Consider the following 14,010-nt stretch of genomic DNA (forward strand, 5'->3'; position numbering starts at 1 on the left):
ACGACGCGATGAACCGAGTGTTGTACCCAGGTACCTTCGACCCTATTACCAAGGGCCATGGCGATCTGGTCGAACGCGCCGCGCGCCTGTTCGACCACGTAATCATTGCCGTCGCCGCCAGCCCGAAGAAAAACCCACTGTTCCCGCTGGAACAACGTGTGGAACTGGCCCGCGAGGTCACCAAGCACCTGCCTAACGTGGAAGTGGTCGGCTTCTCGACGCTTTTGGCGCACTTTGCCAAGGAAAAGAACGCCAACGTGTTCCTGCGCGGCCTGCGTGCGGTCTCGGACTTCGAGTACGAGTTCCAACTGGCCAACATGAACCGCCAGTTGGCACCGGACGTCGAGAGCCTGTTCCTGACGCCGTCGGAGCGCTACTCCTTCATTTCCTCGACGCTGGTACGGGAAATTGCGGCGTTGGGTGGTGACATCAGCAAGTTCGTCCACCCGGCCGTGGCCGATGCGCTGACCCTGCGCTTCAAGAAATGACCCGCGGGCTGCGACTCGCTTCGCAGCCCGGCACAGCGCAGTCCATCGCGCCCGCGTGCACTGCGCTCGCCAATGCGGCACAATTGCGCCCATACGTTTTCAGATGCCCGGGCTCAACGCCCCGGCAGGAGCCCGCATGTCCCTGATCATCACCGACGACTGCATCAATTGCGACGTCTGCGAACCCGAATGCCCGAACGAGGCCATTTCCCAAGGCGAGGAGATCTACGTCATCGACCCGAACTTGTGCACCCAGTGCGTCGGCCACTACGACGAACCGCAGTGCCAGCAGGTTTGCCCGGTGGATTGCATCCCGCTGGATGAAGCCCATCCGGAAACTGAAGAACAGTTGATGGCGAAATATCGCAAGATCACTGGCAAGGCTTGAGCCAGAAAATTCTGTAGCGCTCGTGCGGGCCTCTTCGCGAGCAAGCCCGCTCCCACAGGGATCGGCTATGTCCACAGTATTTGTGTCCTAAGCAAATCCCTTGTGGGAGCGGGCTTGCTCGCGAAGGGGCCATCAGCAGCACCCAAGATCCAACAGCCTGCCTCACTCCTGCCGCTCGAATCCCTCCCCCACACACCCCAGGCACCGCACGAACGTAGCCTTCGCCGGGTCCACCACCAGCGCTTTCCCCGCATCTCCAACCCCGCCGCCCAACGCGGTAAACGGCAGGGACACCACAAATGCCCCGGTTCCAATCACCGTGGCGACGAGCAGCAACGGACGAGCGATCAGCAGGTCGCCGATCATGGCAAAGGCCGGCGGGTTCTGGATGGTGTAGCGCGGGTCGCCGCTGCCGCTGTTCGCCAGGACAGGCAAACCGACACTCAGCAGCAGCGCAAGAACGACAGGTCGAAACAGATTCATGGGGCGGTCCTTCGGCTTAGCAGCAGTATGACTACTGACTATAGACCGTAGGACGAATCAGCTCTGGCAGCGCGGACACCAGACGCTGGCACGCTGGCCCAGGCGAATCTCCCGCAGCCCCGTGCCACAGACCTTGCACAGCTCCCCGCCCCGACCGTAGACGAACAGCTCCTGCTGGAAATAGCCGGGCTGGCCGTCTCCACCGATGAAGTCCCGCAACGTAGTGCCACCGCGCTCGATGGCATGGGCGAGGATGCGCTTGATCTCGATCGCCAGCTTCAGGTAACGCGCCCGGGAAATGCCTCCGGCGGCCCGGCGCGGGTCGATCCCGGCGGCGAACAGCGCCTCGGTCGCGTAGATATTGCCCACGCCCACCACCACCGCGTTGTCCATGATGAACGGCTTGACCGCCATGGAGCGCCCCCGCGAGAGCTGGAACAACCGTTCGCCATCGAACAAGTCGGTCAACGGCTCGGGACCAAGGCGAATCAATAATTCGTGATTGAACGGGTCGAGGCTCCAGAGCATCGCGCCAAAGCGTCGAGGGTCGGTGTAGCGCAGGGCCAGGCCGGACTCCAGCTCGATGTCCACGTGCTCGTGCTTGGCGGCAGGCATGCCCACCTCCACCAACCGCAGGTTGCCGGACATGCCCAGATGGCTGATCAACGTGCCGACCTCGGCATTGATCAACAGGTACTTGGCCCGCCGCTCCACCTGCACGATGCGCTGGCCCGAGAGCCGCACATCGAGGTCTTCCGGAATCGGCCAGCGCAGGCGACGGTCGCGGACCACCACGCGGCTGACCCGCTGGCCTTCAAGATGGGGGGCGATTCCGCGACGGGTGGTTTCGACTTCCGGCAGTTCTGGCATGAGGTTCTCGAGTCAGGCGAAGCTGCGCACTCAACGAGAGGCGAGGTCGCGAATTTCCTGTTTCTGGGTCTGGAAGTCGTATTCCGACAAACCGATGTAATCGAGCACCAACGGCCCGACACACGCCCACTCATGGTCTTCGGCCTGATTGCCGAGCACCCGATGGGACGCACAGATATTCTCGGACATTTTCAGGATCGCCAGCAGGTTTTTCAGCTGGCTGTTATTGCGTGAAGACTCGTCGCTGAAGATCGCCAGGGCGTTGTGGTGGTTGGCGATGGCCTGGCTGACGTGATCCGGCAGGCGCCAGGACTTGGAGGTGTAGTAACCGACCACAGCATGGTTGGTGTTGAACACGCGGTTCTCGGTGTCCACCACCCGGCATTCGGCGCTGGCATTGGCGTAGGCCTCTTCCAACACGCCCATGTAGTTGGGGAACTGCTTGAGCATCAGCGGTACGCCGCAGTCGTGGAACAAGCCCAACGCATAGGCTTCGTCGCCATTCTCCAGGCCGACCCGCTTGGCCAGGGTCAGGCTGGTCATCGCCACGTCCTGGGCGGTATCCCAGAAGCGATTCAGGGTGACGATGGCGTCGTCGTGCAGCTCGCCCTTGATCGACTGCGCATTGATCAGGTTGATGATCGAACGGCTGCCCAACAGGTTCACCGCACGCTGGATCGAGGTGATCTTGTTGCGCAGGCCGTAATACGGCGAGTTGACGATCTTGAGCAAGGCCCCCGAGAGGCCCGGATCCTGGGAGATCAACTTGGCGATGGTCTCCAGGTCCGGGTCGGGCATGTACTGTTCCATCTGCAGATCCACCATGATCTGCGGCTGGGGCGGCACACTGATCCCTTGCAGGGACTGTTGGATCTGTTCGGCGGAAAGTTCTTGGGACATGAGTACACACTCTGGGTCAGGTGGGGATTCTAACCCTTAAAGATGGATCCGATACACCGCCGGGTAGATCGGCGGAACTTTCATCCAGGCATCGGCTTCGGACTTTACAGGGCCGACAGCCAAGCCTGCCTACAGGCTTGAGTCGGCAGTCCAGTCACTCAGCTTGAGGAGATTTATTCATGCCAGGCTCCCTGAACAGCAAACGTGTCGCCATCCTGGTGACCGACGGTTTTGAACAAGCCGAACTGACAGGCCCCCAGCAGGCGCTGGAACAGGCCGGCGTCAAAGTGGACATCGTTTCGGCCCGTGAAGGCCAGGTCAAGGGTTGGAACCATGACCAGCCGGCCGACGACTTCCCGATTGACCTGACCTTCAAGGCCGCCAATGTCGAGCAGTACGACGCCGTGGTGCTGCCCGGTGGCGTGCAGAACTCCGACACCATCCGCATCGACCCCGACGCACAGAAACTGGTCAAGGGCTTCGAGTTGGCAGGCAAGCCCATTGCGGTGATCTGCCATGGCGGCTGGCTGCTGGTGTCGAGCGGGCTGGTCAAGGGCAAGACCATGACCAGCTACAAGACCCTCAAGGATGACCTGGTCAATGCTGGCGCGAACTGGGTCGACCGGGAAGTGGTCAAGGACGGCACGTTGATCAGCAGCCGCCAGCCCGATGACATCCCGGCATTCAACCGCGAGTTGCTCAGCGCGTTGTCCGCTTGATAACTCGAGGCCACTGCCAAACTGTCGAGCCGGGGACACGATGTACCTGTGGCGAGGGGATTTATCCCCGCTGGAGCGCGAAGCGGTCCCCAAAATAGCTGGCTCGGTCAGGCTAATGCATCGCGTTCCCAGGTTTTAGGGCTGCTTCGCAGCCCAGCGGGGATAAATCCCCTCGCCACAGGTTCCGTGTTCGGCTTGCCGACAGGGCGTGCGCCCACGTTTCATCGCCCTTCAAACCCGCCGTACACTTCAACACGGTATACTCCCGCTCTTTTTTCCGGAGCGACGTCATGTCCCTGCCTAGCCTGCGCCTCAAAGCCAACGCCGACCGTCGCCTGCGCGCCGGCCACCTGTGGGTCTACAGTAACGAAATCGATGTAGCGGCCACCCCTCTGCACGGCTTCAAGGCCGGCGACCAGGCCATCCTCGAGGCCGCCGGTGGCAAGCCGCTGGGCATCGTCGCGATGAGCCCCAACAACCTGATCTGCGCCCGCCTGTTGTCCCGTGACGTGAAGCTGCCGCTGGACAAATCCCTGCTGGTGCATCGCCTCAACGTAGCGCTGTCGTTGCGCGAACGCCTGTTCGACAAGCCGTTCTATCGCCTGGTCTACGGCGATTCCGACCTGCTGCCGGGCCTGGTGGTCGACCGTTTCGGCGATATCCTGGTGGTGCAGATCGCCTCCGCCACCATGGAAGCCCACAGGGACGACGTGATCGCCGCCCTGACCCAGGTGCTCAAGCCCAGCGGCATCCTGTTCAAGAACGACTCCGCCGCCCGCGATGCCGAAGGCCTGAACCGCTACGTCGAGACCGTGTTCGGCCTGGTGCCGGAATGGGTCGCCCTGGAAGAGAACGGCGTGAAGTTCGAAGCGCCGGTCATGGAAGGCCAGAAAACCGGCTGGTTCTACGACCACCGCATGAACCGCGCACGCCTGGCACCCTATGCCAAGGGCAAGCGCGTACTGGACCTGTTCAGCTATATCGGCGGCTGGGGCGTGCAAGCCGCAGCGTTCGGCGCCAGTGAAGTGTTCTGCGTCGATGCCTCGGCCTTTGCCCTCGATGGCGTCGAGCGCAACGCCGCGTTGAACGGCTTTGCCGAGAAACTGACCTGCATCGAAGGCGATGTGTTCGAGGCCCTGAAGGAGCTCAAGGCCAGCGAAGAGCGTTTCGACGTGATCGTGGCCGACCCACCGGCCTTCATCAAGCGCAAGAAGGACCTGAAGAACGGCGAAGGCGCCTATCGCCGCCTCAATGAGCAAGCCATGCGCCTGCTCAGCAAGGACGGCATCCTGGTCAGCGCGTCGTGCTCGATGCACCTGCCCGAAGACGACCTGCAAAACATCCTGCTGACCAGCGCCCGCCATCTGGACCGCAACATCCAACTGCTCGAGCGCGGCGGCCAGGGGCCGGACCATCCGGTACACCCGGCCATCGCCGAAACCCGCTACATCAAGAGCATTACCTGCCGGTTGTTGCCCAACAGCTAAGGCCGGGCGGGGCCAGTGCCGTAGCGCTGAGCCCCCCGGCTGGCAACCTGATCGCAGCCTTGGCTGCGATTTTTTTTCGCGTGTCCGATCAGTCCCCACCTTGCAAGTCACCCTGGTCCGACAGCGTAACAGCGGGTTGTTGGTCGGCTGAACCCTGCCAGTCGTCATCCCAAGCGCGACATTGGCGTCCGATCAGCGCTTTGCGTCATTTCATCCTGGCGCCAGCGGTGTAGAATCGCGACATTCATCGCCATTCATCCCCGGCGGGTTTATGAGCTCATGCTGAGGCGCGCAGTGATCCTGCAAAGTCATCGGCCACTTCCGGACACACGGCCAAACCCGGGTGCTCCAGACGTCGACAGAAGCTCACTTCCCCTTTGATATCTGATTAGCCGCCCGGAGTGCTCCATGCCTGATTACCGCTCGAAAACATCCACCCATGGCCGCAACATGGCCGGCGCCCGTGCCTTGTGGCGCGCCACGGGGATGAAGGATGACGACTTCAAGAAGCCGATCATCGCCATTGCCAACTCCTTCACCCAGTTCGTACCGGGCCACGTCCACCTCAAGGACCTGGGCCAATTGGTCGCCCGGGAAATCGAACGCGCCGGCGGCGTTGCCAAGGAATTCAACACCATCGCCGTGGACGACGGCATCGCCATGGGCCACGACGGCATGCTCTATTCGCTGCCGAGCCGCGAGATCATCGCCGACTCCGTGGAATACATGGTCAACGCCCACTGCGCCGACGCCATCGTGTGCATTTCCAACTGCGACAAGATCACCCCAGGCATGCTCATGGCCGCCCTGCGCCTGAACATCCCGGTGATATTCGTCTCCGGCGGCCCGATGGAAGCCGGCAAGACCAAGCTCGCCAGCCATGGCCTGGACCTGGTCGATGCCATGGTCATCGCCGCCGACTCCAGCGCCTCTGACGAGAAGGTTGCCGAGTACGAGCGCAGCGCCTGCCCGACCTGCGGCTCGTGCTCCGGCATGTTCACCGCCAACTCGATGAACTGCCTGACCGAAGCCCTGGGCCTGGCCCTGCCGGGCAACGGTTCGACACTGGCCACCCACAGCGACCGCGAACAGCTGTTCCTGCAGGCCGGCCGGACCATCGTCGAGCTGTGCAAACGCTACTACGGTGAGAACGACGAGTCGGTGCTGCCGCGCAACATCGCCAACTTCAAGGCGTTCGAAAATGCAATGACCCTGGACATCGCCATGGGCGGTTCCACCAACACCATCCTGCACTTGCTCGCGGCGGCTCAGGAAGCCGAGATCGATTTCGACCTGCGCGACATCGACCGCCTGTCCCGTCACGTGCCGCAACTGTGCAAGGTCGCGCCGAACATCCAGAAGTACCACATGGAAGACGTGCACCGTGCCGGTGGGATCTTCAGCATCCTCGGCTCCCTGGCCCGTGGCGGCCTGTTGCACACCGACCTGCCGACCGTGCACAGCAAGACCATGGCCGAGGCCATCGCCAAGTGGGATATCACCCAGACCACCGACGAAGCCGTGCATCACTTCTTCAAGGCCGGCCCGGCAGGCATTCCGACGCAAACCGCGTTCAGCCAGTCGACCCGTTGGGAAACCCTGGACGACGACCGTGAAAACGGCTGCATCCGCAGTGTCGAGCACGCCTACTCCAAGGAAGGCGGCCTGGCCGTGCTGTACGGCAACATCGCCCTGGACGGCTGCGTGGTGAAGACCGCCGGCGTCGACGAGTCGATCCATGTGTTCGAAGGCAACGCGAAGATTTTCGAAAGCCAGGACAGTGCCGTGCGCGGCATCCTCGCCGACGAAGTGAAGGCCGGCGACATCGTGATCATTCGCTACGAAGGTCCGAAAGGCGGCCCGGGCATGCAGGAAATGCTCTACCCAACCTCCTACCTGAAGTCCAAGGGCCTGGGCAAAGCCTGCGCCCTGCTGACCGACGGCCGGTTCTCTGGCGGCACCTCGGGCCTGTCCATCGGCCACGCCTCGCCGGAAGCGGCGGCTGGAGGTGCCATCGGCCTGGTGCGCGATGGCGACAAGGTCCTGATCGACATTCCGAACCGCTCGATCAACCTGTTGATCAGCGACGAAGAACTGGCCGGTCGCCGCGTCGAACAGGACAACAAAGGCTGGAAGCCGGTGGAAGTGCGTCCGCGCAAAGTCACCACCGCGCTCAAGGCCTACGCCCTGCTCGCCACCAGCGCCGACAAGGGCGCGGTGCGGAACAAGGCGATGCTCGACGGCCTGTAAGCGTCGTTAGCCGCAATAAAAATGCCCCGCCAAGTGCGGGGCATTTTCTTTGCGGTGAGACAGGTCACAGATGATCAACTGTGGGAGCGAGCCTGCTCGCGATAGCGGCGTATCAGCCAAAAAAAATGCCGCTGACCTGACGCCATCGCGAGCAGGCTCGCTCCCACAGGGTTGGTGAGTTCATCCGCAACCCGGGTTTACTGGATATCCTCGGGCTTGACGATCACCCAGTTCTTGTCCGCCGTCACCGGTAGCCCTTCCTTGGCCTGGGCCGCAGCGTGCTTGGCCATCATGCCGTTGATCTGGGTCATGTATTTGTCCTTGCGGTTGACCCACAGGTGAATGCCGCCCTTGGCCACGTCCACATCGTGGAACAGCATGTAGCCGTCACTGCTCGGTGTGTCACCCGCCACCAGCACCGGTTTTTTCCATTCGTCGATGTAGGTCAGGATCGCCGCGTGCTTGCCGGCCATCCAGGTCGCCGGGGTCCACAGATAAGGCGTGTATTCCAGGCCGAGGTTGGCCTTCTCGTCATATTTTCCGTTGGTGATCTGTTTGCGAGCAGTGGTCAGCTCGCCGGTCTTGCGGTCCTTGAGCAGCGTGGTCACACCGATCACGTTCTGCGGCTTGAGGTTGTAGCCGTACTTCGGATCGGAGGCGACCATGCGCACCAGCTCTTCCGACGCCGCGGTCATGACATAGACCTCGATGCCGTTTTCCATCAGCTTGTTGTACAGCTCGGCCTGGCCGGTGAAGATCTTGGGCGGGTTGACGTTGTACTGGACCACTTTGTCGCCGTCGTAATAGGTGGTCGGCACGGGCTTGCCGGACGCCATCAGCTCATCGACATACCCCTTGAGCTCCTTGAGGGTAAAACCGGAAAACACCTGGGCCACCCACGGGTAGCAAACCATGTCGTCCACTTCGCACAGGCGATAGTAATAGCTGAACAGACTTTCCTTGTGGTCAGCCGTGTCCTTGAACGGCATCAGTTTCAAGGACGGGTCCAGGCTTTCACGGGTGATGAGGCCCTTGTTCTCCATGAACGGCAGCAACGATTCTTCAAGGTCGTAGCGGTAACTGGTGTTGTCCATGTCGAACACCGCGTAGTTACCCTTGTTGGCGTTGGCTGCGATCATCGCGTCCAAGGCCTTGGCCTGCTCGGCCGGCCAGTGCTTGAGTTCGGTGGCGAGCACTTGGCCGGCAAGGCCCAGGCTCAAGGCGACAGCGAGAAAACGAGGTACGAGCTTCATCGGCATTCCTCCCAGGTTTGAAGAACTCGACGCTAACAAATGCCTGTGACAGTCCTCGCCTGTGGGCGACCGCTTACATCTTGATAGCGCCAGCGACATACCCGTAAACGTCACTGCCTTATTCCATAAACGACAATCTACATGCGTTTTTAGTATTAATTCATTAGTTATCAGGCTGTTAGGCTTCCCGGCTCACAGTCGCGGCTTCGGGCGACTGGCACGTCTTATCGGAGTCTCTTTAGATGAATCTGCCGCTGATCCTCAATCTGCTGGTATTCCTCGCCTTGCTGTTCGGCCTGGCGCAAACCCGTCACCGCACCTGGAGCCTGGCCAGGAAGGTGCTGCTGGCGCTGGTGCTGGGCGTGGTGTTCGGTATTGCCCTGCACACGATTTACGGCGCCGGCAACCCGGTGCTCAAGGCCTCGATCGGCTGGTTCGACCTGGTGGGCAACGGCTACGTACAGTTGCTGCAAATGATCGTCATCCCGCTGGTCTTCGCCTCGATCCTCAGCGCCGTGGCCCGTCTGCATAACGCTTCGTCCCTGGGCAAGATCAGCTTCCTGACCATCGGCACGCTGTTGTTCACCACCGCCATCGCCGCGCTGATCGGCATCGGCCTGACCAACCTGTTCGGCCTCACCGCCGAAGGCCTGGTGGCCGGTACCCAGGAACTGGCGCGCCTGCAGGTGATCCAGAGCGACTATGCCGGCAAGGTCGCCGACCTGAATATCCCGCAGTTGCTGCTGTCGTTCATTCCGCAGAACCCCTTTGCCGACCTGGCCCGGGCCAAGCCGACCTCGATCATCAGCGTGGTGATTTTCGCCGCGTTCCTCGGTGTCGCGGCGTTGCAGCTGCTCAAGGATGACGTGGAAAAAGGCCAGAAAGTGATCAACGCCATCGACACCCTGCAAAGCTGGGTGACGCGCCTGGTGCGCCTGGTGATGAAGCTCACCCCGTACGGCGTGCTGGCCCTGATGACTAAGGTGGTAGCTGGCTCCAACTTGCAGGACATCATCAAGCTCGGCAGCTTCGTGGTGGTGTCGTACCTGGGGCTGGGCCTGATGTTCGTGGTCCATGGCCTGCTGGTGTCCGCCGCCGGGATCAACCCGCTGCGGTTTTTCCGCAAGATCTGGCCGGTGCTGACCTTCGCCTTCACCAGCCGCTCCAGCGCCGCGACCATCCCGTTGAGCATCGAAGCCCAGACCAGCCGCCTCGGCATCCCGCGGGCGATCGCCAGCTTCAGCGCCTCGTTCGGCGCCACCATCGGCCAGAATGGTTGTGCCGGTCTTTATCCAGCCATGCTGGCGGTGATGGTCGCGCCGACCGTGGGCATCAACCCGCTGGATCCGCTATGGATCGCGACGCTGGTGGCGATCGTGACGTTGAGTTCGGCCGGGGTGGCCGGGGTCGGTGGCGGCGCCACATTTGCCGCGTTGATCGTGCTGCCGGCCATGGGCTTGCCGGTCGCGCTGGTGGCGTTGCTGATCTCCGTCGAGCCACTGATCGACATGGGGCGTACGGCGCTGAACGTCAGCGGCTCGATCACCGCCGGGGCGATCACCAGCCAGGTGATGCAGCAGACCGACAAGGCCCTGCTGGATGCCGAGGAGCATGGGGAGTTGGTGCACGCTTGATTGCCTGATACCTGTGGGAGCAAAGCTTGTGGGAGCAAGGCTTGCCCGCGATGAAAGCGACGCGGTCTTCCATGGATCGAGGCGCCCGGATCGCGGGCAAGCCTTGCTCCCACAGGCATAGTTCCCACAGGGCTTACAGTTTTTCCCACACCTCAAAGCTGTAGGCCGGCTTGTCCCCTTCGGCCGGGTTCGGCTGGTTCGACACCAGCTTCCACTGGCTCGAATCAAATTGCGGAAACCACGCATCCCCTTCCGGGCTCAGCGCCACGCGGGTCAGGTACAGCCGATCCGCCTGCTCCAGGGCCTGGGCGTACAGCTGGGCACCGCCGATCAACATCAACTCGTCGACGCCCTGTTCCAGCGCCCACGCCTCGGCCCGCGCCACTGCTGCCTCCAAGGAGGAAAACACTTCGGCGCCCTCCAGCACCAAGTCCGGCTGACGGCTGACCACGATGTTCAAGCGCCCCGGCAGCGGTCGACCAAGGGAGTCCCAGGTCTTGCGCCCCATGATGATCGGTTTGCCCAGGGTGGTGGCCTTGAAGTATTTGAAATCCCCTGGCAGGTGCCAGGGCATGCTGTTGTCGACGCCGATCACACGGTTTTCACCGAGGGCTGCGATCAGGCTTAAGGGGAGAGTTTTGTTCATGGCCGCGAGGATACCAGAGGCTCGGCGTACCCCGACAGGCATCACAGCGGTTATGCTCAACCCTCATTCGAGCAACGGAAGCACCCGTGACAGCACTGCAGAACCTCTGGTTGACCGAGACGATACGCCTGCGTGAAGAACACGCCGGCCCGCTCGAGGACCAGGAAGCCAATCGCCTGGCCCGCGCATCAGGCGGCAACTTAGCCACCCGCATCCGCCACCGCGCCCGCTGGCTGGCCGAGCGCGATGGCCTCACCGAGGCCCTGCGCCATTGGCTGCAAGGGGCGCGCCTGGCGCTGATCGCATTGGCGCTGCTCGCCATCATCAGTGGTGCCGGCCTGGGGTTTGCCGCACTCGGCGACGGGCAAACCCCGGTCAACGTGTTCTGGGCCCTGGGCAGCCTTTTGGGGCTGAATCTGATTCTGCTCATCTCCTGGGCCCTGGGCCTGATCTTCGCCGGTGAGCAAGGTGCCGCACTGGGGCGCCTGTGGCTGTGGCTCAGCGAAAAACTCGCCCGCGATGCCAAGGCCGCCCAACTGGCGCCAGCCCTGCTGCTGTTGCTGCAAAGGCATAAACTCAATCGCTGGGCACTCGGCGTGTTGGTCAACGGCCTGTGGCTGCTGGCGATGCTCAGTGCGCTGGTCATCGTACTGATGTTGATGGCGACCCGGCGCTACGGCTTCGTCTGGGAAACCACGATTCTCGGTGGCGAAACCTTCGTCGCCATGACCCAAGCCCTCGGCGCGCTGCCTGCCCAGCTGGGCTTCAGTGTGCCAACAGTGGAGATGATCCGCGCCAGTGGCGACACCGCGCTGAACATCGAGAGCGCCCGCCAGGCCTGGGCCGCCTGGCTGGTGGGCGTGCTGCTGGTCTATGGCGTAGTGCCGCGCCTGGGCCTGGCGCTGCTGTGTCTGTGGCACTGGCGGCGTGGTCGGGCCACGCTGCGCCTGGACTTGAACCTGCCGGGCTACGCCCAATTGCGTGAACGGCTGATGCCCAGCAGCGAGCGCCTGGGGGTCAACGACGCCGCACCCGCGCAATTGCACCCCATCGAAAATGCGGTCAGTGCAATGGACAGCGACGGCGCGCTGCTGGTGGCGATCGAACTGGACGACCGACCCTGGCCGCCCAAGCTGCCCGAAACCGTGAAAAACGCCGGCATCCTCGACAGCCGCGAGTCGCGCCACAAACTCCTCGAACAACTGTCACGCTTTCCTCCGGCACGACTGGCCATTGCCTGTGACCCACGCCGCTCACCGGATCGCGGCAGCCTGGCGCTGATCGCCGAGCTGGCCCGCAGCGCCAGCGCCACCCGCGTCTGGCTGTTGCAGGCGCCGCCCGGCGAAGCGCTGGACGCCGAACGCCTGGGGGACTGGCACACTGCGCTGCAACAGTTGCAGCTGCCCTTCGCCGACTGCATGCCCTTGAACTGGTTGGAGACCGGCCATGACTGAGCCCATGAAGCCGCTGAAGCTGGCCGTGGTCGGTCACACCAATGTGGGCAAGACCTCGCTGCTGCGTACCTTGACCCGCGACGTCGGCTTCGGCGAGGTGTCCCATCGCCCGAGCACCACCCGGCATGTCGAGGGTGCGCGTTTGTCGGTGGACGGCGAAGCGCTGCTGGAGCTGTACGACACACCGGGCCTGGAGGACGCCATCGCCCTGCTCGATTACCTCGAGCGCCTGGAGCGCCCGGGTGAACGCCTGGACGGCCCGGCGCGCCTGGCCCGTTTCCTCGAGGGCAGCGAGGCCCGGCAGCGCTTCGAACAGGAAGCCAAGGTGCTGCGGCAACTGCTCGCCAGCGATGCCGGGCTGTATGTGATCGATGCCCGGGAGCCGGTGCTGGCCAAGTACCGCGATGAGCTGGAAGTCCTCGCCAGTTGTGGCAAGCCGCTGCTGCCGGTATTGAATTTCGTCAGCAGCGCCCACCATCGCGAGCCCGACTGGCGCGAAGCCCTGGCGCGCCTGGGCCTGCACGCCCTGGTACGGTTCGACAGCGTCGCCCCGCCCGAGGACGGCGAGCGACGCCTGTATGAAAGCCTCGCACTGTTGTTGGAAAGTGCCCGTGGGCAATTGGAACGCCTGGTCACTGACCAACAGGCCCAACGCCTGGCCCGTCAACAGAGTGCGGGACGCTTGATCGCCGAACTGCTGATCGACTGCGCCGCCTGCCGCCGCAGCGTAGCCAGCGACGCCGAACTGGAACGCGAAGCCATCAGTGAACTGCGCAACGCGGTGCGCCAGCGCGAACAGCGTTGCGTCGAGGCCCTGCTCAAGCTCTACGCTTTCAGGCCCCTGGACGCTGCCGCCAGCGATCTGCCGCTGCTCGACGGGCGCTGGGGCGACGACCTGTTCAACCCCGAGACCCTCAAGCAACTGGGCGTGCGGGTCGGTGGCGGGATCGCGGCGGGCGCGGCGGCCGGGGCCGGCGTCGACTTGCTGGTGGGCGGCCTGACTCTTGGCGCCGCCGCCCTGGCCGGGGCCATTGTCGGCGGCACCCTGCAAACCGCCCGCAGCTATGGCAACCGGCTGATAGGCAAGCTCAAGGGGCAACGGGAACTGACGGTGGACGACAGCGTGCTGCGCCTGTTGGCCCTGCGCCAACGCCAACTGCTGCAAGCTCTCAACCAACGCGGCCACGCGGCGATGGACAGCATCCGCATCGCCACACCCCAGGACAAGACCTGGCGCGAAGGCAAGCTGCCCGAAGCCCTGAACAAGGCCCGGGCGCATCCGCAGTGGTCATCTCTCAATCCCCAGGCACGGTTGAGCCAGTCGGAGCGGCAGGAGCAGATTGAGCAGTTGGCGCAGCGGCTCTAAGCGACACAGCGCCTGTGGCCACGTACACAAAATCCTTTGGCAAGCACACAAACCCTGTGGCGAGGGAGCTTG

General features: G+C 63.1%; 13 protein-coding genes. 8 read left to right on the forward strand and 5 right to left on the reverse strand.

Features of this window, described 5'->3' with window-relative positions:
* The first annotated feature begins 8 nt into the window (after positions 1–8).
* A complete protein-coding gene (gene coaD / locus DTP52_RS06250) occupies positions 9–488 on the forward strand; it encodes a pantetheine-phosphate adenylyltransferase (RefSeq protein WP_109752438.1) in 480 nt (159 codons plus the stop codon).
* Between the two features lie 136 nt (positions 489–624).
* Entirely contained in the window at positions 625–876 is a 252-nt protein-coding gene (locus DTP52_RS06255; RefSeq protein ID WP_003206534.1) for a YfhL family 4Fe-4S dicluster ferredoxin, read from the forward strand.
* A 162-nt stretch (positions 877–1,038) separates the two neighbouring features.
* On the opposite strand, the gene DTP52_RS06260 is transcribed toward DTP52_RS06255, so the two are convergent.
* From DTP52_RS06260 to DTP52_RS06270, 3 genes are read right to left on the reverse strand one after another with little or no spacing between them, the layout of a single operon-like run.
* Positions 1,039–1,359, reverse strand: coding sequence for a multidrug transporter (locus DTP52_RS06260; RefSeq protein ID WP_109752440.1), 321 nt, complete (start codon positions 1,357–1,359; stop codon positions 1,039–1,041).
* 57 nt (positions 1,360–1,416) lie between these two features.
* The gene (gene mutM / locus DTP52_RS06265) at positions 1,417–2,229 is read right to left on the reverse strand and encodes a bifunctional DNA-formamidopyrimidine glycosylase/DNA-(apurinic or apyrimidinic site) lyase (protein ID WP_003206537.1); all 813 of its coding nucleotides are present in this window, start codon (positions 2,227–2,229) and stop codon (positions 1,417–1,419) included.
* 30 nt (positions 2,230–2,259) lie between these two features.
* A complete protein-coding gene (locus tag DTP52_RS06270) occupies positions 2,260–3,075 on the reverse strand; it encodes an HDOD domain-containing protein (RefSeq protein ID WP_162893932.1) in 816 nt (271 codons plus the stop codon).
* A gap of 233 nt (positions 3,076–3,308) precedes the next feature.
* On the opposite strand from DTP52_RS06270, the gene DTP52_RS06275 reads away from it, so the two are divergent.
* From DTP52_RS06275 to ilvD, 3 genes are all read left to right on the forward strand, one after another.
* Positions 3,309–3,848, forward strand: coding sequence for a type 1 glutamine amidotransferase domain-containing protein (locus tag DTP52_RS06275; RefSeq protein WP_109752444.1), 540 nt, complete (start codon positions 3,309–3,311; stop codon positions 3,846–3,848).
* A 290-nt stretch (positions 3,849–4,138) separates the two neighbouring features.
* Positions 4,139–5,335 (forward strand): class I SAM-dependent rRNA methyltransferase, encoded by a 1,197-nt coding sequence (locus tag DTP52_RS06280; protein WP_109752446.1) that lies wholly within the window; start codon positions 4,139–4,141, stop codon positions 5,333–5,335.
* A gap of 408 nt (positions 5,336–5,743) precedes the next feature.
* Complete coding sequence (gene ilvD / locus DTP52_RS06285; RefSeq protein ID WP_109752447.1) at positions 5,744–7,585, forward strand: dihydroxy-acid dehydratase; 1,842 nt, start codon at positions 5,744–5,746, stop codon at positions 7,583–7,585.
* Positions 7,586–7,782: 197 nt separating this feature from the next.
* Here ilvD and DTP52_RS06290 read toward each other — a convergent pair whose 3' ends face one another.
* Complete coding sequence (locus tag DTP52_RS06290) at positions 7,783–8,838, reverse strand: phosphorylcholine phosphatase (protein ID WP_109752449.1); 1,056 nt, start codon at positions 8,836–8,838, stop codon at positions 7,783–7,785.
* Positions 8,839–9,080: 242 nt separating this feature from the next.
* On the opposite strand from DTP52_RS06290, the gene DTP52_RS06295 reads away from it, so the two are divergent.
* Entirely contained in the window at positions 9,081–10,472 is a 1,392-nt protein-coding gene (locus DTP52_RS06295; RefSeq protein ID WP_109752451.1) for an L-cystine transporter, read from the forward strand.
* 133 nt (positions 10,473–10,605) lie between these two features.
* Here DTP52_RS06295 and DTP52_RS06300 read toward each other — a convergent pair whose 3' ends face one another.
* The gene (locus DTP52_RS06300; RefSeq protein WP_109752452.1) at positions 10,606–11,118 is read right to left on the reverse strand and encodes a dihydrofolate reductase; all 513 of its coding nucleotides are present in this window, start codon (positions 11,116–11,118) and stop codon (positions 10,606–10,608) included.
* 86 nt (positions 11,119–11,204) lie between these two features.
* Between DTP52_RS06300 and DTP52_RS06305 the strand changes: the two genes are divergently transcribed.
* Positions 11,205–12,572 (forward strand): DUF2868 domain-containing protein, encoded by a 1,368-nt coding sequence (locus tag DTP52_RS06305; protein WP_109752454.1) that lies wholly within the window; start codon positions 11,205–11,207, stop codon positions 12,570–12,572.
* Complete coding sequence (locus DTP52_RS06310; RefSeq protein ID WP_109752455.1) at positions 12,565–13,938, forward strand: GTPase/DUF3482 domain-containing protein; 1,374 nt, start codon at positions 12,565–12,567, stop codon at positions 13,936–13,938. Before DTP52_RS06305 ends, DTP52_RS06310 begins: the two co-directional genes overlap by 8 nt.
* Positions 13,939–14,010 lie beyond the last annotated feature (72 nt).

This window comes from Pseudomonas sp. 43mfcvi1.1 (genome assembly GCF_900115935.1).
Lineage (GTDB): Bacteria > Pseudomonadota > Gammaproteobacteria > Pseudomonadales > Pseudomonadaceae > Aquipseudomonas > Aquipseudomonas bijieensis.

Coding starts and splice junctions, on each gene's coding strand:
- coaD (WP_109752438.1), top strand. CDS start 9: ATGAACCGAGTGTTGTACCCAGGTACCTTCGACCCTATTACCAAGGGC.
- DTP52_RS06255 (WP_003206534.1), top strand. CDS start 625: ATGTCCCTGATCATCACCGACGACTGCATCAATTGCGACGTCTGCGAA.
- DTP52_RS06260 (WP_109752440.1), bottom strand. CDS start 1,359: ATGAATCTGTTTCGACCTGTCGTTCTTGCGCTGCTGCTGAGTGTCGGT.
- mutM (WP_003206537.1), bottom strand. CDS start 2,229: ATGCCAGAACTGCCGGAAGTCGAAACCACCCGTCGCGGAATCGCCCCC.
- DTP52_RS06275 (WP_109752444.1), top strand. CDS start 3,309: ATGCCAGGCTCCCTGAACAGCAAACGTGTCGCCATCCTGGTGACCGAC.
- DTP52_RS06280 (WP_109752446.1), top strand. CDS start 4,139: ATGTCCCTGCCTAGCCTGCGCCTCAAAGCCAACGCCGACCGTCGCCTG.
- ilvD (WP_109752447.1), top strand. CDS start 5,744: ATGCCTGATTACCGCTCGAAAACATCCACCCATGGCCGCAACATGGCC.
- DTP52_RS06290 (WP_109752449.1), bottom strand. CDS start 8,838: ATGAAGCTCGTACCTCGTTTTCTCGCTGTCGCCTTGAGCCTGGGCCTT.
- DTP52_RS06295 (WP_109752451.1), top strand. CDS start 9,081: ATGAATCTGCCGCTGATCCTCAATCTGCTGGTATTCCTCGCCTTGCTG.
- DTP52_RS06300 (WP_109752452.1), bottom strand. CDS start 11,118: ATGAACAAAACTCTCCCCTTAAGCCTGATCGCAGCCCTCGGTGAAAAC.
- DTP52_RS06310 (WP_109752455.1), top strand. CDS start 12,565: ATGACTGAGCCCATGAAGCCGCTGAAGCTGGCCGTGGTCGGTCACACC.